The 21676-nt window shown below is 65.5% G+C and carries 20 protein-coding genes; 19 read left to right on the forward strand and 1 reads right to left on the reverse strand.

Annotated features, from left to right (window positions below; genetic code table 11):
* Nucleotides 1–18: 18 nt before the first annotated feature.
* The 15 genes from HT578_RS15650 (at nt 19) to HT578_RS15720 (ending at nt 16786) form a co-directional block, all read left to right on the forward strand.
* Entirely contained in the window at nt 19–2916 is a 2898-nt protein-coding gene (locus tag HT578_RS15650; RefSeq protein WP_213500618.1) for a CHAT domain-containing tetratricopeptide repeat protein, read from the forward strand.
* 143 nt (nt 2917–3059) lie between these two features.
* Entirely contained in the window at nt 3060–3263 is a 204-nt protein-coding gene (gene rpmI, locus HT578_RS15655; RefSeq protein ID WP_007012839.1) for a 50S ribosomal protein L35, read from the forward strand.
* A 13-nt stretch (nt 3264–3276) separates the two neighbouring features.
* Complete coding sequence (gene rplT / locus HT578_RS15660) at nt 3277–3636, forward strand: 50S ribosomal protein L20 (RefSeq protein ID WP_039389117.1); 360 nt, start codon at nt 3277–3279, stop codon at nt 3634–3636.
* A gap of 658 nt (nt 3637–4294) precedes the next feature.
* Entirely contained in the window at nt 4295–4708 is a 414-nt protein-coding gene (locus HT578_RS15665) for a reverse transcriptase domain-containing protein (protein WP_213500621.1), read from the forward strand.
* Complete coding sequence (locus HT578_RS15670) at nt 4681–5592, forward strand: reverse transcriptase domain-containing protein (RefSeq protein WP_213500623.1); 912 nt, start codon at nt 4681–4683, stop codon at nt 5590–5592. Before HT578_RS15665 ends, HT578_RS15670 begins: the two co-directional genes overlap by 28 nt.
* A 150-nt stretch (nt 5593–5742) precedes the next feature.
* The gene (locus HT578_RS15675) at nt 5743–6591 is read left to right on the forward strand and encodes a helix-turn-helix domain-containing protein (protein WP_239026627.1); all 849 of its coding nucleotides are present in this window, start codon (nt 5743–5745) and stop codon (nt 6589–6591) included.
* Nucleotides 6592–6680: 89 nt separating this feature from the next.
* Nucleotides 6681–7778, forward strand: a complete 1098-nt coding sequence (pheS, locus tag HT578_RS15680; RefSeq protein WP_213504391.1) for a phenylalanine--tRNA ligase subunit alpha — start codon at nt 6681–6683, stop codon at nt 7776–7778.
* 23 nt (nt 7779–7801) lie between these two features.
* Entirely contained in the window at nt 7802–10213 is a 2412-nt protein-coding gene (gene pheT, locus HT578_RS15685) for a phenylalanine--tRNA ligase subunit beta (RefSeq protein ID WP_213500627.1), read from the forward strand.
* 37 nt (nt 10214–10250) lie between these two features.
* The gene (locus HT578_RS15690; protein WP_039389114.1) at nt 10251–11141 is read left to right on the forward strand and encodes an aldose 1-epimerase family protein; all 891 of its coding nucleotides are present in this window, start codon (nt 10251–10253) and stop codon (nt 11139–11141) included.
* A 67-nt stretch (nt 11142–11208) separates the two neighbouring features.
* A complete protein-coding gene (locus tag HT578_RS15695) occupies nt 11209–11961 on the forward strand; it encodes an SDR family NAD(P)-dependent oxidoreductase (RefSeq protein WP_213500629.1) in 753 nt (250 codons plus the stop codon).
* A gap of 95 nt (nt 11962–12056) precedes the next feature.
* Entirely contained in the window at nt 12057–13595 is a 1539-nt protein-coding gene (locus tag HT578_RS15700; protein ID WP_213500631.1) for a peptide chain release factor 3, read from the forward strand.
* 107 nt (nt 13596–13702) lie between these two features.
* Nucleotides 13703–14404 (forward strand): endonuclease/exonuclease/phosphatase family protein, encoded by a 702-nt coding sequence (locus HT578_RS15705; RefSeq protein ID WP_213500633.1) that lies wholly within the window; start codon nt 13703–13705, stop codon nt 14402–14404.
* 148 nt (nt 14405–14552) lie between these two features.
* Nucleotides 14553–14891: a P-II family nitrogen regulator gene (locus HT578_RS15710; RefSeq protein ID WP_039389106.1), complete on the forward strand. Its 339-nt coding sequence runs from the start codon at nt 14553–14555 to the stop codon at nt 14889–14891.
* A gap of 14 nt (nt 14892–14905) precedes the next feature.
* Nucleotides 14906–16243, forward strand: coding sequence for an ammonium transporter (locus HT578_RS15715; RefSeq protein ID WP_213500635.1), 1338 nt, complete (start codon nt 14906–14908; stop codon nt 16241–16243).
* Nucleotides 16244–16447: 204 nt separating this feature from the next.
* On the forward strand, nt 16448–16786 hold the full coding sequence (locus HT578_RS15720) for a P-II family nitrogen regulator (RefSeq protein WP_213500636.1): 339 nt from the start codon (nt 16448–16450) through the stop codon (nt 16784–16786).
* 192 nt (nt 16787–16978) lie between these two features.
* Here the strand turns inward: HT578_RS15720 and HT578_RS15725 are convergent, their stop codons facing one another.
* Complete coding sequence (locus HT578_RS15725; protein WP_213500637.1) at nt 16979–17413, reverse strand: protein tyrosine phosphatase family protein; 435 nt, start codon at nt 17411–17413, stop codon at nt 16979–16981.
* A 298-nt stretch (nt 17414–17711) separates the two neighbouring features.
* Here HT578_RS15725 and HT578_RS22430 point away from each other — a divergent pair, with 298 nt between their 5' ends.
* The 4 genes from HT578_RS22430 to hslO all read left to right on the forward strand — a co-directional run bounded on the left by HT578_RS22430 (nt 17712) and on the right by hslO (nt 21657).
* Entirely contained in the window at nt 17712–18479 is a 768-nt protein-coding gene (locus HT578_RS22430) for a cold-shock protein (protein WP_213500638.1), read from the forward strand.
* A gap of 147 nt (nt 18480–18626) precedes the next feature.
* Nucleotides 18627–19817: an aspartate aminotransferase family protein gene (locus tag HT578_RS15735; RefSeq protein ID WP_213500639.1), complete on the forward strand. Its 1191-nt coding sequence runs from the start codon at nt 18627–18629 to the stop codon at nt 19815–19817.
* Nucleotides 19817–20743, forward strand: coding sequence for an ornithine carbamoyltransferase (gene argF, locus HT578_RS15740; protein WP_213500640.1), 927 nt, complete (start codon nt 19817–19819; stop codon nt 20741–20743). Before HT578_RS15735 ends, argF begins: the two co-directional genes overlap by 1 nt.
* Complete coding sequence (gene hslO / locus HT578_RS15745) at nt 20740–21657, forward strand: Hsp33 family molecular chaperone HslO (RefSeq protein ID WP_084591944.1); 918 nt, start codon at nt 20740–20742, stop codon at nt 21655–21657. The genes argF and hslO overlap by 4 nt, the downstream gene beginning before the upstream one ends.
* The last annotated feature ends 19 nt before the right edge of the window (nt 21658–21676 follow it).

Below are 21676 nucleotides of genomic sequence, written 5' to 3' on the forward strand. Positions count from 1 at the left end.
TTCATACCGACGCGCAGGATGAGGATCGGGGTTCGAATCGCAGCTGCGGCCTGGGCCGCCTTCATGGCGCTGCCGGCATCTGCGGCCTGCAGCGGACCTGTGGCCGAGCCTGCGCCGCAAACTCCTCTGGAAGAGGCTTTCGCACGCGCTCTGGCGCGCGACAGGTACGCCGATAGCGCCGGGCAGGCGAACGACTGGCGCGCGCTCCTCGCAAGGGCGGAGCGGGCAGGTGGCGTGGGCGCGCGCTGGGACGTGCGCGGCCAGACCCGCCTTGCCTGGTCGCTCGACTATTCCGACCAGGCGGAGGCCGCGCTGGAGGTGGGGGAGCGGACGCTCGTGCAGATCGCGCAGGCGGGCCTGACGGGCAGCGCGCTCGAAGCCGAGGCGCTGACCGTGATGGCAACGATCCTGACCGATACGAAACAGATCGCGCGCGCCGAGGACAGCGCCCGCCGTGCGCTGGTTCTGGCCGAGGCGACGTCAGGGGCGCAGTCGGCCGCAGCGAGCTTTGCGCATAACGGCCTTGGCACTGTCGCCTATGCGCAGGGGCGCTACAGCGAGGCGGAGCGCGAATACGGGATCGCGGCCGACCTTGCCGCGCGCTGCCAGGACCCGGCCGATCCGGCGGTGGTCAACCAGATGGCCTCGCATGCGGGCACCCTGTTCATGGTCGGCCAGCTCGAAGCCGCGCTTGCAGAGGCGAAGCGGGCGGCCAACCATGCCGCCGCGCACTTGCCCGAGGACAGTCCGCTTCAGACCTTGGCGCTGGGCAACCTGGGCGCAATCCTCCTGACCACGGGGCGCTATGCCGAGGCGCAGAAGGCGCTCGCGCGTGTTGTCGAACTGGAAGGGACCTACCAGGCTGAGAGCTGGCATTACCGGGCGATCTCGCTGTCGAATTACGCAGGCGTGCTGCGGCGTCTGGGACGCCTGGAAGAGGCCGAGACGCTCTGGCTGGAGGCTGCACAGTTCCACGAAAGGGCCAGTATCGGGCGCGACCCGGCAAGTGCCTCCTTCCCCTTGCGCAATGCCGCCGATGCCGCGCAGGAGCGCGGGGACCTCGCGGTTGCCCGCGAGCGCCGCGATGCGGCCGTGGCCATCGTCGACAAGGCCCTGCCCGAGGATGATCCCGAGCGCGCCCGCACCCATATGGAGCGCGCGCTGACGCGCCTGGCGCAGGGTAATGCGCAAGGGGCCCTGGCCGAAGCTGTACCGGCCATGACCGTTCTGCGCAGCCGTTTCGAGGCGGACGATGTACGCCGCATGCCGCTCGAGATCGGCGAGGCGCGCATTCTGGCCGCGCTGGGACGGCAGGAAGAGGCCTGGGCCCGTGTGCAGAGTGTCGCGCAGCGGCTCGAGACCCGCCTTCTCGACGCCGCCGCCAGCCGCGGTGATCTGGTCCGTTTCGCGCCGACCTTCGCGCCGGGCTTTGCGGTCGCGGCGGATCTGGCCTTGCGCACGGGGCGTGAGGAGGCCGCCTTCCGCTACCTCCAGCTTGCCAACATGTCCGACATCGTGGTGGTGACGCGCGAAGTGGCTGCGCGCGCCGCGGCCGCAAACGCGCAGACCGCCGACCTGGTGCGCAACTTCCAGGATCGCCTGTATCGTCGCCGGGCGCTTGAGCGGGAGAACAGCTTTGCGCTTTCGGCCGGGGAAGGGCCACGTGCCGCGCGCCTTGCCGCCGAGATCGCCGCGAACGACACCGAGATCGCCGCGCTGGGCACGCGCCTCGCGCGTGAGGTGCCGAGCTTGCGCACGCTTGGAAGCCCCGAACCGGTCGCTCTTGCCGACTACCGGGCGGGGCTTGCACCGGACGAGGCGCTTGTTGCGCCGCTGCTGCTGGAAGACCACGTCGTGACGATCCTTGTCACGCGCGAGGGCCTTGCCTGGGGCCAGTCGGCCCAGCCCCGCAGCACCGTTCGCGGGCAGCTGCGCACCTTGCGCGCATCGCTCGATCCGGCCTCGCCGCGGGCCATCGCGGGGGAGCCCCCCGTCTTTGCCTACGAGGCCGCGCATGGCCTTTACCAGGCACTTTTCCCGGACGAGCTGGCCGAGATCCTCGCGAGCCATCGCGACCTTGTCTATTTCGCGGGCGGCGATCTGGCGGGGCTGCCCCCGGCGTTGCTCGTGCGTGAAAGCGTGGGCAGGGATGGGGGGCAGGTCGATCCGGGGCAGGTCGCCTGGCTGGTGCGCGAGCACAGTGTTCGCGTTGCGCCTTCACTCCTCATGGGGGAGCAGGCTTCGCGGTCCGAGGCGGGGCGGCGGCGTTTTCTGGGCGTGGGGGCGTCCGTGCGTGGCCCCTCGGGCTCGGCAGGCGTGGACCTCTCCGATCTGGCGCCGCTGCCTGGCGCGGCGCGCGAACTGGAGGCGCTGGCCAGCGTGTTCGGACAGGACCGTGCCACGCTGCTGGTGGGCGAGGAGGCCCGGGAAGAGGCTCTCGCGGCCCTGCCGCTGGAGGACTACGATATCCTGGCTTTCGCCGTTCACGGTCTGGCGGGTGGAACGCGGGCCGGGCTTGAAGAGCCTGCGCTCGTCCTCGCGCCCGGCCGGGGCGAGGGGGCGGCTGCGGACGGCCTGCTGATGGCCTCGGAGGTCATGCGGCTGCGTCTCGATGCCGACTGGGTCATCCTCTCGGCCTGCGATACGGCGAGCGGCGGGGCCCCGGGCGCGCCGATCTTTGCAGGGCTTGCCGCGGCCTTCCTGCACGCAGGGGCGCGCTCGCTGCTCGTCTCGCACTGGCCGGTGCGCGATGACGTGGCCGCGCAATTGGTGGTCCGCGCGGTCGAGGAGCACGCCAGGGGGCGCGCTGCGGCACGCGCGCTCCAGAGCGCGCAGCTTGAACTCATCGCCGGGCGTGGCCCCGAAGGCGCGGCGCAGCCCGGGAACTGGGCGGCGATGGTCCTGGTCGGCCATTGAGGGGCTTGCCTTCCGCGCCGTTGGCCGGTAATGGGCCGCCCTTCAATCGACACGGTTGAGTCTTTCACAAAGAGATTCGCGGGTCGGCCTGGCGACAAGGGCTGCCAGGGTCGACCGAACGTGTCCCTGTAAAGGAGACGAAAATGCCCAAGTTGAAGACGAAGAGCGGCGTCAAGAAGCGCTTCAAGCTCACCGCCACCGGCAAGGTGAAGCACGGCGTCGCCGGCAAGCGCCACCGCCTGATCAGCCACAACGGCAAGTACATCCGCCAGAATCGCGGCACCGAGGTCATTTCCGACGCCGATGCCAAGACGATCAAGAAGTGGGCGCCCTACGGGCTCAACTGAGGAGTACTGACCAATGAGCCGTATCAAGCGTGGTGTTACCACCCGTGCCAAGCACAAGCGTATTCTGGATCAGGCCAAGGGTTACCGCGGCCGTCGCAAGAACACGATCCGCGTTGCCCGTCAGGCCGTCGAAAAGGCTGGCCAGTACGCGTACCGTGACCGCAAGGTCAAGAAGCGCAACTTCCGCGCCTTGTGGATCCAGCGCATCAACGCTGCCGTCCGCAACGAAGGTCTGACCTACTCGCAGTTCATGCACGGCGCCAAGCTCGCTGGCATCGAGCTCGACCGCAAGACCATGGCCGACCTCGCCATGAACGAGGGTGCGGTGTTCTCGACCGTGATCGCGCAGGCCAAGGCCGCGCTTCCGGCGTAAGCATCGGATCGGATACGGGGCGGCTCTTCGGAGCCTCCCGTGGACGAAGCGCAAGGGCGCGGGCAGCAATGTCCGCGCCCTTTCCTTGTGTGCCGGGCACGGCGTTGATGCAGGAGGTGTAAGTCCTTTGCAGGCCTGCTGGTGGGAACTGCTAGCTGAAGGCAACTGCGTCGCCGCGAGGCGGGGTGGGGAGGAAGCCGGAGGCAAAGCTCGGAGCTGACGAACAGGAATCGGATAGAAGGCCGGTGCGGCGGGATAACCCAGCAATGGATGGGGATGTCCGATAGCCAGACAGACGCGCGCATTGGTAAATCCGGCAGCGACCGAGTGAAGGATCAACGTCTTACCCCGGGAGATCTCCTGGCCTCTCCGGACGATCCGGAGAACAGCGGCAGTGATGTTGCTGGATGGGCCCGGAGAAGTCAGCAGCGGTCATAGTAGCGGGCGCAAGCCGGCGAAGGACCAAATTCGGTACCCAAGGAGCAAGACTGGGCACATTCGATGGGTGTGGAGCGGCAGCAAGGTAGCGGGAAGCAGCAGGACTTCTTCGATGAAGCCCTGAAGGCATCGCTTGGCCACGACGTCACCGGCAAAGGCGGAACTGGCGCTGGGACGATCGAGGAGCGGCAATCACCCACGGCATGGGCCGAGCCTCGCCTTGACGCGTTACGTGATGGAGGAGGTGGCCAGCTCGGCCAACCTGAACCAAGCCTACAAGCGGGTGAAAGCGAACAAGGGGGCGCCGGGCGTGGACGGGATGACCGTCCCCGACCTGCGTGACTGGATTGCAGGAAACCGTGAGAGGCTGATCGCCTCGTTACTCGACGGTACTTACCGTCCAAGCCTGGTGCGCGGAGTTGAAATTCCCAAACCCGGCGGGAAAGGAGTGCGCCAGCTGGGCATTCCGACGGCTGTCGACCGGCTGGTACAACAGGCGATACTGCAAGTCCTGGATCCCGTCCTTGATCCGACATTCTCGGCATCGAGTTTTGGGTTCCGCCCCGGACGCGGCGCACACGATGCGCTGCGTCAGGCCCGGACTATGTGCGGGACGGCTATGCGATCGTCGTAGACCTCGACACGGAGAAATTCTTTGATCGGGTGAACCACGACATCGTCATGGCCCGTCTGGCCCGGCACATCGCCGACCCGCCTGCTCGTCATCATCCGCCGGTTTCTACAGGCCGGGATGCTGTCGGGTGGTGTGCACGTCGAACGGCAGGAGGACCCCGCAAGGCGGCCCTCTCGCCGCTGATCGCTAACCTCATTCTGGATGACCTCGACAAGGAGCTCGAACGCCGGGGCCACCGGTTCTGCCGCTACGCCGACGACTGTAACATCTATGTACGGTCACAGGCAGCGGGGGAGCGCGTCATGGCTTCGGTTACCGCCTTGCTGGAAGGCAAGCTCCGACTCCGCGTCAATCAGGCCAAGAGCGCGGTTGCACACGTCCGGGAACGTACCTTCCTCGGCCACCGTCTGACAGCGGGAGGCTTTTTGAGCATAGCGAACAAAAGTCTCACGCGGCTGAAGGAGCGGCTCAGGGCGATTACGCGCCGCAACCGAGGCATCAGCCTCGCGGCGATGATCGCACAGACCAATGCCTTCACTACAGGGTGGGTCACCTACTACCGACACGCCCGGGCTCAGACGGTTTTGCGCGAGATCGACAGCTGGCTCCGGCGCAAGCTTCGCTGCGTCCGGCTCAAACAGTGCAAGCGCACCATGACGATCGCCACTTTCTTAAGGGAAAACGGCGTCCCAGAATGGCAGGCTTGGATCTTCGCGCTCTCGGGAAAGGGCTGGTGGCGCCTGTCGGGCAGCCCTCAGGCCGCCCACGGCATGCCCAACGCATGGTTCGATCAGGCAGGTCTCTCAAGCCTCGCTCTCCAACATGCCGCCTTAAACCGTACCGGAAACCGCCGTGATACGCAGTACGTACGTCCGGTGGTGTGAGAGGGGGGCGCCGTGAGGCGCCCCCCTACTCGATTTGGGGTATACTTACCCTCCTTTTAACCCTTGTAACTTTTACTTAACCGCCGGAACTTTCTCGGCTATGGGTCGTGCATGACGGCTCGCTGTAAAGTTACGGCTAATTACTTGGATGTGGCTCCGGAACTGCATCGCTACTTTGCGAGCGTCTTTCTGATCGAGATCGACGTACCCGATGGCGGGATGGTCGAGGACTTCATGTTCCCGGACTGGGCGACCATGCGTTTCAATGCGCAAGGGGTCGTGGGAGGCACCACCCGTTCGGGTGAGGCTCTGCCCGGTTCGCGCTTCGTGGTGTCGGGCGCGCGTTCGCAGGAAGCCTATGTGCGGACCGGCAGCGTGCGGCAGTGGGGCGTGCTGATCCACCCGCTGGGATGGGCGCTGCTCGTGGGCAAGCCTGCGCGCGATTACGCCAACCGCCTTGTCGACGGCATGGCCGATCCGGCCTTCGAACGTTTCCGCCCCCTGGCCGACACGCTTTCGTCGGGTGTGCCCGATGCGAGGGGGGAACTGTGCCGGATTACCCAATTCTTCATGGGGCTGGAGCCGATCGACGATCCGGCCGCAGGTACGATTGCGGCGGCCTACGAGGCGATCCGGGATCCTGAGGTCAGCAGCGTGGAGGACCTCGCCGGAAGGGCCGGTGTCACGCGCCGCACGCTGGAGCGCCTGTGCCAGCGCGCTTTCGGCTTCCCGCCCAAGCTCCTGCTGCGCCGCCAGCGCTTCCTGCGCAGTCTTGCGCATTTTGCAGCGGACCCCTCGCTAAAGTGGATCGATGCGCTCGATCCGGGGTACTGCGACCAGGCCCAGTTCGTCCGCGACTTTCGCGAGTTCATGGGCATGACGCCCTCCGAATACAGCCATCGTTCCAAGCCTTTCGTCGATGCCGTGCTCAAGGAGCGGGCGCGCTACATGGTCGAGGAAGTCGGCCCGCGCGGCGGCACGCGTTCGCTGGTCGCCTGATCGGCGGGCGCTCCATCGTTGCGCTTCGCCGGAGAGGCTCCTAAAGGACCCCGCTCAGGACATTGACCAAAGAACAGGCAGAACTCGACGTGGACTACGCAGCAACAGGCCAGGACGCTCTTTCGCGCATCGAAGGGGCCGGGGATCTCGATACGCTGGAAGCCCTGCGCGTCGAGTTCCTGGGCAAGCAGGGCTCGATCTCGGGCCTGCTCAAGACCCTGGGCAAGATGAGCCCGGACGAACGCAAGGAAGAGGGGCCGAAGATCCATGCCCTGCGTGAAAGCGTCACGGGCGCCATCACCGCACGCAAGGACGCGCTCGAGAGCGCCGCGCTCGAAGCGCGCCTCGCCGCCGAAACCATCGACCTCTCGCTTCCCGCGCCCGAAACGCCGCGTGGGTCCGTTCACCCGATCTCGCAGGTCATGGATGAGCTGGCCGAAGTCTTCGCGGACCTGGGCTTTGCCGTCGCGACCGGTCCCGAGATCGAGGACGACTGGCACAACTTCACCGCGCTCAACATGCCCGAGACGCACCCGGCGCGCGCCATGCACGACACCTTCTACTTCCCCGACCGGGACGAGAAGGGCCGTGAGATGCTGCTGCGCACGCACACCTCGCCCGTGCAGATCCGCGCGATGATCGAAAAGGGCGCGCCGATCCGCATCATCGCGCCGGGCCGCGTGTACCGCTCGGACAGCGACGCAACGCACACGCCGATGTTCCACCAGGTTGAAGGCCTGGTCATCGACAAGGGCATTCACCTGGGCCATCTCAAGTGGACCCTGGAGACCTTCCTCAAGGCCTACTTCGAGCGCGACGACATCGTCCTGCGCCTGCGCCCCAGCTACTTCCCCTTCACCGAGCCCTCGGTGGAAGTGGACGTGGGCTACAGCCAGGAGAACGGGCGCCGCGTGGTCGGCGGCTCGGGCGATGCGCCGGGCCACGCCTGGATGGAAGTGCTCGGCTCGGGCATGGTCAATCGCCGCGTCATCGAAGCGGCCGGGCTCGATCCCGACGAATGGCAGGGCTTTGCCTTTGGCACCGGCGTCGACCGCCTCGCCATGCTGAAATACGGCATGGATGACCTGCGCGCCTTCTTCGACGGCGATGTGCGCTGGCTTTCGCATTACGGTTTTTCCGCCATGGACGTCCCGACCCTCTCGGGTGGCGTCGGCACCCCGGCCTGAGCGGAAAAAGAGGACTAGATACGATGAAATTCTCGCTTTCCTGGCTCAAGCAGTACCTTGAGACCGACGCCGGCATCGAGGATGTCGCCGCCACCCTCAACCGCATCGGCATCGAGGTCGAGGGCATCGAGGACCCGGCCGAGAAGCTCGCCGGTTTCCGCGTCGCCAAGGTGCTGACCGCGGTGCGCCACCCTGACGCGGACAAGCTGCAGGTCCTCTCGGTCGACACCGGCGAGGGCGATCCGCTGCAGGTCGTGTGCGGCGCGCCCAACGCGCGTGCGGGGATGCTGGGCGTGCTCGGCCTTCCGGGCGCCAGCGTTCCGGCCAACGGCATGGTCCTGAAGAAGTCGGCCATCCGCGGCGTCGAATCGAACGGCATGATGTGCTCGGTGCGCGAGCTGGAACTGGGCGATGCGCACGAAGGCATCATCGAGCTTCCCGAGGATGCGCCGGTGGGCATGGCCTTCGCCGAATACCACGGCGCGGATCCGGTGATCGACGTCTCGATCACCCCCAACCGTCCCGACTGCATGGGCGTCTACGGCATCGCGCGCGACCTCGCCGCAGCCGGTCTGGGCACGCTCAAGCCGATTGAAGCTGCCGACGTTGCGGGCAGCTTCCCGTGCCCGGTCGAGATCCGCATCGAGGACGCCGAGGGGTGTCCGGCCTTCCACGGCCGCGTCATCAAGGGCGTGACGAACGGTCCTTCGCCGCAGTGGCTGCAGGATTGCCTCAAGGCTGCAGGCCAGCGCCCGATCTCCGCGCTTGTCGATGCCACCAACTTCGTGATGCTGGCCTATGGCCGTCCCGCGCACGCCTATGACCTTGCGAAGCTGAGCGGTGCGGTCACCGCGCGCCGCGCCGCCGAGGGCGAGAAGGTCACCGCGCTGAACGAGAAGGAGTACACTCTCGATCCCAGCATGACCGTGATCGCCGACGAGGCGGGCGTCCACGACATCGCAGGCATCATGGGCGGCCAGCACTCGGGCTGCGAGGAGGCGACCACCGACGTTCTCCTTGAGATCGCCTACTTCGACCCGCAGCGCATCGCGCTGACGGGCCGCGCGCTCAACCTCACCTCGGACGCGCGCGCGCGCTTCGAGCGTGGCATCGATCCGGCCTTTCTCGATACCGGCCTGAACCTCCTCACCGCGCTGATCCAGTCGCTGTGCGGCGGTGAGGCGTCCGAGGTCGTGCGCGTGGGCGCTGCGCCCGCAACCCCCAGGATTGTCCACTTCGATCCGGCGCTCACCGGTGACCTCGGCGGTGTGGTCATCGCGCCCGAGCAGCAGCAGGCGATCCTGGAGAGCCTTGGCTTCTCGGTTGTTGCTGCAGAGACGGGCCACGACAAGGCCTGGGCGGTCACCGTGCCGGGCTGGCGCCCGGACGTCGACGGCGCCCCCGACATCCTCGAGGAAGTCGTGCGCATTTATGGCCTCGACAACATCGCGAGCGTGGCCCTTCCGCGCGCCGATGGTGTCGCTCTGCCCACCGCAACCCCGGCGCAGAAGCTGGAGCGCCGCGTGCGCCGCGCTGCGGCTGCGCGCGGTCTCAACGAAGCGGTGACCTGGTCCTTCCTTCCCGAAGCCGAGGCCGAGGCCTTTGCAGGCGAGGAAAAGCTCTGGGTTCTGGCCAACCCGATCAGCGAAGACCTGAAGGCAATGCGTCCCTCGCTCCTGCCGGGCCTCATTTCGGCGGCCAAGCGCAACCTTGACCGAGGTTCCTCCTCGCTGCGCCTGTTCGAACTGGGCCGTCGCTACCTGCGCGGCAAGGGCGGGGCGAGCGATGAGCGCCTGACGCTGGGCGTGATCCTTGCGGGCGACAAGACTCCGCGTGGCTGGGCCACCGGCAAGGCCGTCGCCTTCGATGCGTACGATGCCAAGGCCGAAGCCATGGCGCTGCTCGCCGAGGCGGGCGCGCCTGTCGAGAAGCTGCAGGTCATGGGCGAGGCTGGCCCCCAGTTCCACCCCGGCCAGTCGGCAACGCTGCGCCTTGGTCCCAAGAACGTGCTCGCGCGCTTTGGCATGCTGCACCCGGCCATTGCCAAGCAGTTCGACATCGCGGGCAGCGTAGCTCTGGTCGAGATCTTCCTCGATGCGATCCCGGGCAAGAAGGGGGCGGCGAGCTTTACCCGTACTTCCTACACGCCGCCTGCGCTCCAGTCGGTGACGCGCGACTTCGCCTTCCTCGTTCCCGCCGAGCTTCCCGCCGCCGACCTGGTGCGCGTGGTGCAGGGCGCGGACAAGGTGAACATCGTGGCCGCACGCCTGTTCGACGATTTCCGCGGCCAGGGCGTGCCCGAAGGCCAGAAGTCGCTGGCTCTTGAAGTCACGCTCCAGCCGCTTGAAAAGAGCTACAAGGAGGCCGACCTCAAGGTAATCAGCGAGAAGGTGACGCAGGCCGCCGCCAAGCTCGGAGCCACGCTGCGCGGTTGACGCGCAGCAAGGCAACGAACGGACAGGAGACGCGCGCGTGTCGGACAGCGAACTGGTCACCATCCGATCCGGGGACCTGACGGCCCGGATCAATCCTCTGGGAGCCGAACTGTGGTCCCTCGTCGATGGCGAGGGCCGCGAGTTCATGACCGATGGCAATCCGGAATTCTGGGGCGGCCACGCGCCGATCCTGTTCCCGATTGTCGGGGGGCTCAACAACGGGCGCTACCGCCTGAACGGCACCGAATACGAACTGCCGCGCCACGGCTTTGCCCGGCACAGCGAGTTCGAGGTGCTGATTGCCGAGGAGGAACGCGTGATGTTCAGCCTTGGCGCGAGCGATGCGACCCGCGCGGTCTACCCCTTCGAGTTCAAGCTCAACGTCAACTTCCGGCTGATCGAGAAGAAGCTGGTAATCGGTGCGGGCGTGCAGAACTGCGGCGAGGTGCCGATGCCTTTCAGCATCGGGTTCCATCCTGCCTTCGCCTGGCCGCTGCCGGGTGCGGGCGCCAAGGAGGACCACAAGATCGTCTTCTCCGAGGACGAGCCGCACCGCATCCGCCGTCTCGATCCCGACACCGGGCTGTTGCTGGCGGACCGCAAGCATTCGCCGATCAAGGGCAATTCCTTCGTGCCCCGCCCTGAACTGTTCGAGGCTGACGCGCTGATCTGGGACAAGCTCAACAGCCGCGTGGTGAAGTTCGGTCCGACCAACGGTCCGCGCATCGCGATCAAGAGCCCGGCGCTCCCCATGCTCGGCATCTGGCAGAAGCCTGGCGCGGACTTCCTGTGCATCGAACCCTGGCAGGGCATTGCCGATCCGGTCGGTTTCGAAGGCGATTTTCGCGAGAAGCCGGGCGTGATCTCGGTACCGGCAGGCCAGACCCGGTTCTTCGAACTGCACATCGCGATCCTCGACGCGGGCTGACGCCGCGCGAGGGATCGGGACATCAATCGACAACCCGTACCGCCCCCAAAGTCCCAAGGAGATCCCCATGAAGACAGCCCTCGTTACCGGAGCAACCTCGGGGATCGGCGCGGACACTGCGCGCGCGCTGGTGAAGGCGGGCTGGCGCGTGGTGGCGACGGGCCGCCGCGCCGACCGTCTGGCCGATCTGGTCAAGGAACTGGGCGCGGACAACGTCCATGCCTGCGCGTTCGATGTCTGCGATGAAGCGGCGCGCGACGAGGCGCTGGCGCTGCTGCCCGCCGATTTCGCCGGGATCGACTGCCTCGTGAACAACGCTGGCCTCGCGCTGGGCACCAGCCCGGCGCAGGAGAGCGATCTGGCGCAGTGGAAGACCATGATCGACACCAACGTCACCGCGCTGGTCTCGCTCACCCACAAGCTCCTGCCGATGCTGATCGCGCGCAAGGGGCTGATCGTCAATCTCGCCTCGGTCGCGGCGACCTATCCCTATACCGGGGGCAACGTCTACGGCGGGACGAAGGCCTTCGTGCGCCAGTTCTCGCTCGGCCTGCGCTCGGACCTTGCAGGCACGGGGGTTCGCGTCACCTCGATCGAGCCGGGCATGGTCGAGACCGAGTTCACCGTCGTGCGCACCGGCGGCAACCAGCAGGCCTCGGACGATCTCTACCAGGGCGCGAACCCGATGACGGGCGCGGACATTGCCGAGACGATCCTGTGGGTCGCAAGCCTGCCTGCCCACCTCAACATCAACACGCTCGAACTGATGCCGGTCAGCCAGTCCTTCGCGGGCTTCAGGGTCGCGCGCGAAGAGGGTTGATCCGCCAAGGTTTTTGAACGGGCGGGGGCCTCCCGCCCGCTTTCTTGGCTGTCCCGGCGTTGCGATACCGGGACAGGGCGCGTAAAGGCCCGCGCATGAGCAATTCACGCCGCACCTTCGCGATCATCTCGCACCCCGACGCCGGTAAGACCACGCTGACCGAAAAGCTGCTGCTGCAAGGCGGCGCGATCCACCTTGCCGGACAGGTCAAGGCACGCGGCGCGGCGCGCCGGGCGCGCTCGGACTGGATGAAGATCGAGCAGCAGCGCGGCATCTCGGTGACCAGCTCGGTGATGACCTTCGAGCGTACCGACGCGAATGGCGAGACGGTGACCTTCAACCTGCTCGACACCCCGGGCCACGAGGACTTCTCGGAAGACACCTACCGCACGCTGACCGCCGTCGATTCGGCTATCATGGTGATCGACGCGGCCAAGGGCATCGAGCCGCAGACCCGCAAGCTGTTCGAGGTCTGCCGCCTGCGCTCGGTGCCGATCATCACCTTCATCAACAAGGTCGACCGCGAAGGCCGGGCCTGCTTCGACCTGCTCGACGAAGTGGCCGACATGCTTGCACTCGACGTGTGTCCGATGTCCTGGCCAGTGGGCATGGGCGGCCTGTTCCAGGGCATCTACGACATCGCCAGCGGTAAGGTCAGCCGCCCCGAGGGGCCCAGCAAGGAGTTCCTCGGCAAGGTCGACGAGAACGTCGAGCTGCCCGAAGAGGTGGCCGAGGAAATGGAGCTGGCGCAGGCCGGCTACCCCGATTTCGACCTCGAGGCCTACCGCGCAGGCGATCTGACGCCGGTCTACTTCGGCTCGGCGCTCAAGAACTTCGGCGTGGCCGAGCTGATCGATGCGATTTCGCAGTACGCCCCTCCGCCGCGTCCGCAACCCAGCGAGGACGGTCCGGTCGATCCCGAGATGCCCGAAGTCACCGGCTTCATCTTCAAGGTCCAGGCCAACATGGACCCGATGCACCGCGACCGTATCGCCTTCATGCGCCTCGCCTCGGGTACCTTCAAGCGGGGCATGAAGCTGACCCCGTCCGGGCTGGGCAAGGCCATCGCCGTCCACTCGCCGATCATGTTCTTCGCGCAGGACCGCGAAATCGCGGACACCGCCGAGCCCGGCGACATCATCGGCATTCCCAATCACGGCACCTTGCGCGTGGGCGACACGCTGAGCGAGAAGAATAAGATCCGCTACATCGGCCTGCCCAATTTTGCGCCGGAAATCCTGCGCCGCGTGGCGCTCAAGGACCCGACCAAGACCAAGCAGCTGCGGAAGGCGCTCGACGACCTCTCCGAGGAGGGCGTGATCCAGGTGTTCTATCCCGAGATCGGCGCGCAGTGGATCGTGGGTGTGGTCGGCCAGCTCCAGCTCGAAGTGCTGATCTCGCGGCTTGAGGCCGAGTACAAGGTCGAGGCCATGCTCGAAGCCTCACCCTTCGATACCGCGCGCTGGCTCAAGGGGACCGACAAGGCGCTCGACGATTTCGAGAGCTTCAACAAGATGAACCTTGCGCGCGACCGCGACGGCGACCTCGTCTTCATGGCGCGCTCGGTCTGGGACGTGAACTACCAGCAGGAGCGCAATCCGGAGCTGACCTTCAGCGCAACCAAGGAGCGCTGAGGGCGGAACTCGTGGCCTTCCCGGAGCTTGCTTAGGGGAAGGTCTTGCAAGCGGGCGCTCTGTTCCTAGCTTGGCAAGGCCTGTCCGAGGTCGGGAAGGGAGCTTTCGTGCCGCTCACGTTTGCCAGCTACAACATCCACAAGGCCGTCGGTCTCGACCGGCGGCGCGATCACGAGCGGATCCTGCGCATCCTGCTCGAAGTCGATGCCGACATCGTGGCGCTGCAGGAGGTGGACCGCCGGTTCGGGCGGCGTATGGCCGCGCTTCCGCTCGATGCCATTCACGCCGCGACCGACTACACGCCGGTTCCGCTTTCGATGAAGCCCGACAGCCTGGGCTGGCACGGCAATGCACTTCTTGTACGCAAGGGGATCGAGCTGCTTGAGGCCGCGCCGGTCGACTTGCCTGTACTGGAGCCACGCGGCGCGGTGCGCGCCGATCTTGCGGTGGAAGGGCGCCGTGTTCGCGTGGTCGGTATGCACCTTGACCTCTCAGGGCTGCGTCGGCGCCAGCAGGTGCGCCGCGTGTTGCACCACATCGCGCAGTGCCGCGAGCAATGTCCCACTGTATTGCTTGGGGATTTCAACGAGTGGTCGCAACAGGGCTGTTTTCGCGAGTTCGGACATGATTGGCGGGTGCTGGCACCGGGCCGGAGTTTTCCCTCGCGTAGGCCGATGGCTCAGCTGGATCGCATCATTATATCCGATGGGTGGGAAGTTCGTGGAACAAATGTCCATCGCAGTGCGCTTTCCGCGATAGGATCTGATCACCTGCCTGTATTTGCTGCGCTCGACCTGCCTAAAAAATAGGCAGCTGCACAGGAATCGGGCTTCGCGCCAGCTGAAAATAGCGTTGCCGGTCCGTTAAGCGGCGTAAATCTCCGAATAGGTGATTTGGCATAGAACTTGCTGATCTGTTTTCAGCCGGCGTGGGGCCGGTAGCAAACAGGGGACAGGCATGAAGTTCATCATAGCCATCATCAAGCCCTTCAAACTCGACGAAGTTCGAGAAGCGCTTGGCGCGATCGGGGTCGCGGGCATGACCGTTTCCGAAGTGAAGGGGTTCGGGCGCCAGAAGGGGCAGACCGAAATCTACCGTGGGGCGGAATACTCCACCAACATGCTGCCGAAGGTGAAGATCGAAGTGGCCGCGCCGGACGAACTGGCGCCCAAGATCGTCGAAACCATCCAGCAGGTCGCCAGCACCGAAGCCATCGGCGACGGCAAGATCTTCGTTCTCGACCTCGCGTCTGCCGTGCGCATCCGCACCGGCGAGGCCGGCGATACGGCGCTTTGAGGAGGCTAACCAACATGAACCGCACGATTCTCGGCGGCGCAGGCGCTCTCACCGCGTCGCTGTTCGCCGCCATGCCTGTCTTTGCGCAGGAAGCTGCCGCGGCAGCGCCTGTACCCAACCCCGGCAACAACGCCTGGATGATGACCTCGACGGTCCTCGTCCTGCTCATGATCCTGCCGGGCCTGGCTCTGTTCTACGGCGGCCTCACCCGCTCCAAGAACATGCTCTCGACCATGACCCAGGTTGGTGCCGCGGCGGCTGTCGCGATGCTTCTCTGGGTGATTTACGGCTACTCGATGGCCTTTGGTGGCGAGGGCAATGCGTTCATTTCGAACTTCTCCAAGGTTTTCCTTGCTGGCGTGACCCCGGATTCGACCGCGGCGACGTTCAGTGACGAAGTCATCGCAGAATATGTCTTCATCAGCTTCCAGATGACGTTTGCCGCCATCACGGCTGCGCTGGTGTTCGGTGCGACCGTGGAGCGCATGAAGTTCTCGGCGGCCATGGTGTTCGTCATCGTCTGGCTCACCATTGTCTATTTCCCGATCGCGCACATGGTCTGGTACGACGGCGGCGAGGGGACTAGCGGTCTGATGTTTGGCTGGGGCGCCCTGGATTTCGCAGGCGGCACCGTTGTCCACATCAACGCTGGCGTCTCCGCTCTCGTGGCCTGCCTCATTCTCGGCAAGCGCAAGGGCTTCCCGACGGAGCCCATGCCTCCGCACTCGCTGACGCTGACCATGGTCGGCACCGGCCTCCTGTGGGTGGGCTGGTTCGGCTTCAACGCCGGCTCCGAGCTCGAAGCCGACGGCACCGCGGGTCTTGCCATGATCAACACCTTCGTTGCGACCGCCGCGGCAGGCCTGTTCTGGATGCTCGCCGAGCGTCTGGCGGGTCACAAGGGCTCGGCCCTGGGCTTCTGCTCGGGTATCATTGCCGGCCTCGTCGCGGTGACCCCGGCAGCGGGCAACTCGGGCCCCTTCGGTGCCATCGTGCTCGGCGCGGTCGCCTCGATCGTCTGCTTCTTCATGGTCTCGAAGGTGAAGCCCGCTCTTGGCTATGACGACTCGCTCGACGCGTTCGGCATCCATGGTGTCGGCGGCATGATCGGCGCGATCGGTACGGGTATCGTCTATTCGCCGGCTCTCGGCGGCCCGGGCGGCGACGATTTCGTGATGGCGACCCAGGTCTGGATCCAGCTCAAGTCGGTAATCGTCTCGATCCTGCTGGCGGGCGTTGGCACTGTCATTGCCATCTACGTTGCCAAGCTGGTGACTGGCCTGCGCGTCAGCGAAGAGGTCGAGCACGAAGGCCTCGACATCGGCGAGCACGGCGAGCGCGCCTACAACTGATCTTACCGAATTGGCTGCGGCGTCGCAGGTCGTCGCCGCAGCCTCACGATGTTCCTCCTGCGAACACAACCTTTTCGGGCCGGACGCGTATGCGCCGGCCCTTTTTTCGTGCCGCTCTTCGGCGCATTTGGGTGGATTGACGCCTCTCGTGCAGTCCCTAAGCTGCCGCGACCGGGCCGAGGCCAAGCTGGATGGGGAGCTGCCATGAAATTCGTGACCGCCGTGATCAAGCCGATGAAGTTCACCGAAGTGAAGGCCGCGCTCGACAAGGCGGGCGTGTCGGGCCTGACGGTATCCGAGGTGAGCGGCGTCGGGCGCCAGAAGGGGCAGACGCAAGTCTACCGCGGGGCCGAGTACTCCTCGAACATGCTGCCCAAGATCAAGCTGGAGATTGCGGTCTCGGATGCCTTCGCGGACACGGTGATCGCTATCTTGCGCGAAGCGGCCAGCACGGGCGAGATCGGCGATGGCAAGGTTTTTGTTTTTGACCTCGCCGAGGTGCTGCGTGTGCGCACGGGCGAGCAGGGCGATCTAGCTCTCTGAAGCGGCGTGATCCTTCAGGAAAGCGGACGATCTCAAGGATGACGTACGAGGGCCATCGCCCTCGGGCTCCCCGAACTGTCTGGCTCACCTTCCGCGCGCTCCCTCGGTGCTAGGGGGTGAGGTCGTCGATTTTGGATTCAAGGGGCGATGGCCCCTTGAATCCATTTTCTGAGAATTCCAGGACTAGCTCCGTCAGCCCTGCGCGCTGGCCGCCAGCACGTCGACGATCTGGCGAATGGGCGAGATGTCGTAGCCTGCCGCTGCGGCCTGTGCGGCGATGACGCCGGGATTGTCGCCCGATTTGGCCCGTGCGAGCGACCACAGCAGGGTCGAGCGGGTGCCCGAGCGGCAGTAACCCAGGACCGGGCCTTCGCTGCTTTCAAGTGCGGCGATCATCGCGTCGACCTGGCCTTCGCTGAAACCACCGTGGGTGATCGGGATGGCGGTGTAGGCGATGCCCGCGTCCCTGGCTGCCGCTTCGATCTCGCTGCCGGGCGTCTGGTCGTCGCTTTCGCCTTCTGGGCGGTTGTTGACGATCAGCGTGATGCCCAGTGCCTTTGCCTCGGCAATCGCGGAGGTGTCGATCTGCGGGCTGGCGTACATGGAATCGGTAATTTTGGCGAACATGGATACGAGCCTCCGGCCGGCGTTTTGCGCCTCGTAAGACGCGGAAATGATTCGCCCATCAAACGTGAGTCAGGGCTGCTGGCAACCCCCAATTTCGCGCTCAAACGGCCCGGACTGTCGGTGCCGGACCGAATTGGCGCGTAATTCCGTTCGCTATCGGGCCAAGACTCGTGTATGAATCCTAATCGCAGCAGAGCGATTGCGGAAATCGCGGGTAACTCTGGCTGACTCTCGGCACGGTTCGTCCACGTGTACGGGTGACTGCTTACTAGGGCGCATCGAAGGTACGTTCGTAAACATGGGTTTTGATAGAGGTCGTCGCGGAAGGGGACGCGACAAGCGGGATCGGTTCGGAGAGGACGAATTTGATCCCTTCTTTGCCGGACAGGACCGTTTCGGCGGTGGTGACCGTTTCGGCGGGGGCGACCGCTTTGGAGGCGGTGGTGACCGCTTCGGCGGCGGTGGCGGCGGCGGTTTCGACGACCGTGGCGGCTCGCGCGGCGGCGGTGGCGGCGGCTTCGGCGGCGGCCCGCGTGGCGGTGGCGGAGTCGGCGGTGGCCGTGGTGGCGGCATGCCCGCACAGGTCGTCGGCCAGGGCCGTGGCGTCGTCAAGTTCTTCAACGCCTCGAAGGGTTTCGGCTTCATCCAGCGCGATGAAGGCGGGGACGATGTCTTCGTGCACATCAGCGCGGTCGAGCGTGCGGGCCTTGAAGGTCTCGCCGAAGGTCAGCAGCTCGAGTTCCAGCTTGTCGATCGTGGCGGCAAGGTCTCGGCCAGCGATCTCTCGGTCGTGGGCGATGTGATCCCGGTCCAGAAGCGCGATGCCGCGCCCCAGCGTCAGCTGACGGGCGAAAAGGCCACGGGCACGGTCAAGTTCTTCAACTCGATGAAGGGCTTCGGCTTCATTACTCGCGACGATGGTCAGCAGGATGCCTTCGTGCACATCAGCGCGGTGGAACGTTCCGGCATGACCGGCCTCAATGAGGGCGACCGTCTGGAATTCGACATCGAGGTCGATCGACGAGGCAAGTACTCGGCGGTCAACCTGACGCCGCTCCAGGGTTGATCCCGGCCGGCAGGTCCCTGGTTATTTGACCGGGGGTCTGCAAAAGCCTAGAAGCGCGCAAATGGCGGTCCGGCAAGGGCCGCCATTTGTCGTTTGCGTTTGATTTCCCCCCCCTTTCTTCAAACTTCACTCGAGGAATTTTTCGAAATGTCGATCACTCCGTTGATGCCTGTGTATCCCCGGTGCGGTGTTCGGCCCGTTCGCGGCGAACATTGCCATCTCATCAGCGAGGATGGTCGCCGATTCCTCGATTTCGCGAGCGGGATTGCGGTCAACGCGCTGGGCCATTCGCATGAAGGTCTGATCTCGGCCATCCAGAAGCAGGCCGAGACGCTGATGCACGTCTCCAATCTCTATGGCAGTCCGCAGGGGGAGGCCATCGCGCAGCGCCTGGTCGACCTGACCTTTGCCGACACCGTGTTCTTCACGAATTCCGGCGCCGAGGCGGTCGAGTGCGCGATCAAGACCGCGCGCGTCTACCACCAGTCGGCAGGCAACGACGCGAAGTTCGAGCTGATCACCTTCAACAACGCCTTCCATGGGCGCACGATGGCGACGATCAGTGCCTCGAGCCAGGAGAAGATGCACAAGGGCTTCCTGCCCCTGCTGCCCGGCTTCAAGTACGTCGACTTCAACGACCTCGAGGCGGCCGCAGCCGCGATCGGGCCCAACACTGCAGGCTTCCTGGTCGAGCCGATTCAGGGCGAGGGCGGCATCCGCGTTGCGGACGAAGCCTTCCTCAAGGGCCTGCGTGAACTGTGCGAGAAGCATGACCTCATGCTGATCCTCGACGAGGTGCAGAGCGGTGTCGGCCGGGCCGGCACTTTCTACGCCTACGAGCAATATGGCATTGAGCCGGACATTCTCGCCACGGCCAAGGGCATTGGCGGCGGCTTCCCTGTCGGCGCATGCCTTGCAACCGAGAAGGCGGCGCGGGGCATGACCTTCGGCACGCACGGATCGACTTATGGCGGAAACCCGTTCGCGATGGCGGCCATTGGCGCCGTGCTCGACGTGGTAGGCGAGGAAAGCTTCCTTGCAGACGTGCGCGCGAAGGGGGAAGGCCTCAAGGCGCGCCTCGAGCAGTTCATCGGCAACTACCCCGAGCTTTTCGAAGGCGTGCGCGGCAAGGGCCTGTTCCTTGGCCTCAAGATGAAGGTCGAGCCGCGGCCTTTCGTCGCGCACATGCGCGACAACCATCAGGTTCTGGCCGTATCGGCGGGCGACCAGGTGATGCGCGTCATTCCTCCGCTGGTGATCGACGACAGCCACATCGACGAGTTCCTCGAGAAGCTTTCGGCCGCTGCGGCCAGCTATACCCCCGAGGACGCGATCTGATGTCGCGCGATTTCCTGAGTCTCAGCGATGCGGGCGGCGAGACCATCGCCGCGATGATAAACGATGCCATCGAGCGCAAGGCCGCACGTGCCGGTTGGCCCAAGGGCAAGGCGGACAGCGATGCACCGCTGACAGGGCACACGCTGGCCATGATCTTCGAGAAGAATTCCACGCGCACGCGCGTGTCCTTCGACATGGCCATGCGCCAGCTGGGCGGCAGCACGATCATCATGGAAGCGGGCAGCACCCAGATCGGGCGCGGCGAGACGATTGCGGACACGGCACGTGTCCTCAGCCGCATGGTCGATGCCATCATGATCCGCACCGACGATCATGCCAAGATCGAAGAACTGGCGCACTACGCGGACGTTCCCGTGATCAACGGCCTGACCGACCTTTCGCACCCCTGCCAGATCGTGGCCGATCTTCTGACCATCGTTGAGCATGGCTTTGCGCTGCCTGGCCTGCAGATGGCCTGGCTGGGCGATGGCAATAATGTCTCGCACTCGATGATCGAGGCCGCTGGCCTGATGAAGTTCACGCTGCGCCTGGCCGTGCCCGAGGGCTACGAACCCGACGCCGGCTTCGTCGAGCGGGCCCGTGCGGCGGGCGGCGAGATCGTCATCACGCACGATCCGCTCGAAGCGGCGCGCGGGGCGCAAGTCGTCGTGACCGACACCTGGGTCTCGATGGGCCAGGAGGGCGGCGAAGCGCACATCAAGGCGCTTGAACCCTATCAGGTCAACGAGGGCCTCATGGCGCACGCAGATGAGGGGGCGATGTTCCTGCATTGCCTTCCGGCGCACCGCAACGAGGAAGTCACGGATGCCGTTATCGACGGTCCCGCCTCGGCGGTCTGGGACGAGGCGGAAAACCGCCTCTACGGGCAGAAGTCGGTCTTGCTGTGGAGCCTTGGCAAGCTGTGAGCGAAGATCCGACCTTGCCGCGTGAGGACACCGGTTTCGACCGGGTCCTGGCTTTCTCGCTACCCAATCGGCACGCACGTGGACGTGTCGTGCGCCTCGGGCCGGTGCTCGAAACCGTGCTTTCGGCGCACGCCTATCCCCCCGTGGTCAAGCATCTTCTGGCTGAAGCGCTGGTGATGACCTCGCTCATGGGTTCGCTGCTCAAGGAAGAGGGCGCGCAGCTCACGATCCAGGCGCAGGCCGAGGGCGGCCTGGTCGACATGATGGTCTGCGACTACCGCGACGGTGAAGTGCGCGGCTATGTGCATTTCGATGCCGAGAAGTTCGCCGACATGCAGGACGAGGAACTCCAGCTCGACCTCCCGGCCCTGTTCGGTACCGGCTATCTTGCGATCACCTTCGATCTGGCGGCCACCAAGAAGCGCTACCAGGGCGTGGTGCCGCTGGAAGGGGCTTCGTTGGCCGATGCGTGCGAGGCGTATTTCGCCCAGTCCGAGCAGGTACCCACGCTCCTGCGCATCTCGGTGCGCTCGAACGGGGAGCGCTGCATGGCCGGCGGGCTTCTCATGCAGTTCCTGCCCGATGGGGAGGAAGGGCAGGCACGTCTGCACGCCCAGGAAGATCACCCCGACTGGGAGCACGTTTCGGTCATGGCCGGCAGTGTGCAGCGCGATGAGCTGCTTGATCCCGTCCTGACGCTGGAAGAGCTTCTCTGGCGCCTCTTCCATGAGGAGGATGAAGTCCGGGTCGAACCATTGGTGCTGCTCCAGCGCGGTTGCCGCTGCACGGTCGAGCACTACAAGACGATCCTTTCGCGGTTTCCGGAAGATCAGCTGGCCGACATGCGCGAAGAGGATGGCACCATTCCGGTCGACTGTGCGTTCTGTTCCAAAGTCTTGAATATCCCGGTTTAGGGGGGCGCCGGGTCGCCAA

The sequence above is a fragment of the Novosphingobium decolorationis genome, assembly GCF_018417475.1.
Classification (GTDB): domain Bacteria; phylum Pseudomonadota; class Alphaproteobacteria; order Sphingomonadales; family Sphingomonadaceae; genus Novosphingobium; species Novosphingobium decolorationis.

Coding starts and splice junctions, on each gene's coding strand:
- HT578_RS15700 (WP_213500631.1), top strand. CDS start 12,057: ATGAGCAATTCACGCCGCACCTTCGCGATCATCTCGCACCCCGACGCC.
- pheT (WP_213500627.1), top strand. CDS start 7,802: ATGAAATTCTCGCTTTCCTGGCTCAAGCAGTACCTTGAGACCGACGCC.
- HT578_RS22430 (WP_213500638.1), top strand. CDS start 17,712: ATGGGTTTTGATAGAGGTCGTCGCGGAAGGGGACGCGACAAGCGGGAT.
- HT578_RS15735 (WP_213500639.1), top strand. CDS start 18,627: ATGTCGATCACTCCGTTGATGCCTGTGTATCCCCGGTGCGGTGTTCGG.
- HT578_RS15695 (WP_213500629.1), top strand. CDS start 11,209: ATGAAGACAGCCCTCGTTACCGGAGCAACCTCGGGGATCGGCGCGGAC.
- argF (WP_213500640.1), top strand. CDS start 19,817: ATGTCGCGCGATTTCCTGAGTCTCAGCGATGCGGGCGGCGAGACCATC.
- HT578_RS15725 (WP_213500637.1), bottom strand. CDS start 17,413: ATGTTCGCCAAAATTACCGATTCCATGTACGCCAGCCCGCAGATCGAC.
- rplT (WP_039389117.1), top strand. CDS start 3,277: ATGAGCCGTATCAAGCGTGGTGTTACCACCCGTGCCAAGCACAAGCGT.
- HT578_RS15715 (WP_213500635.1), top strand. CDS start 14,906: ATGAACCGCACGATTCTCGGCGGCGCAGGCGCTCTCACCGCGTCGCTG.
- HT578_RS15720 (WP_213500636.1), top strand. CDS start 16,448: ATGAAATTCGTGACCGCCGTGATCAAGCCGATGAAGTTCACCGAAGTG.
- HT578_RS15710 (WP_039389106.1), top strand. CDS start 14,553: ATGAAGTTCATCATAGCCATCATCAAGCCCTTCAAACTCGACGAAGTT.
- rpmI (WP_007012839.1), top strand. CDS start 3,060: ATGCCCAAGTTGAAGACGAAGAGCGGCGTCAAGAAGCGCTTCAAGCTC.
- HT578_RS15650 (WP_213500618.1), top strand. CDS start 19: ATGAGGATCGGGGTTCGAATCGCAGCTGCGGCCTGGGCCGCCTTCATG.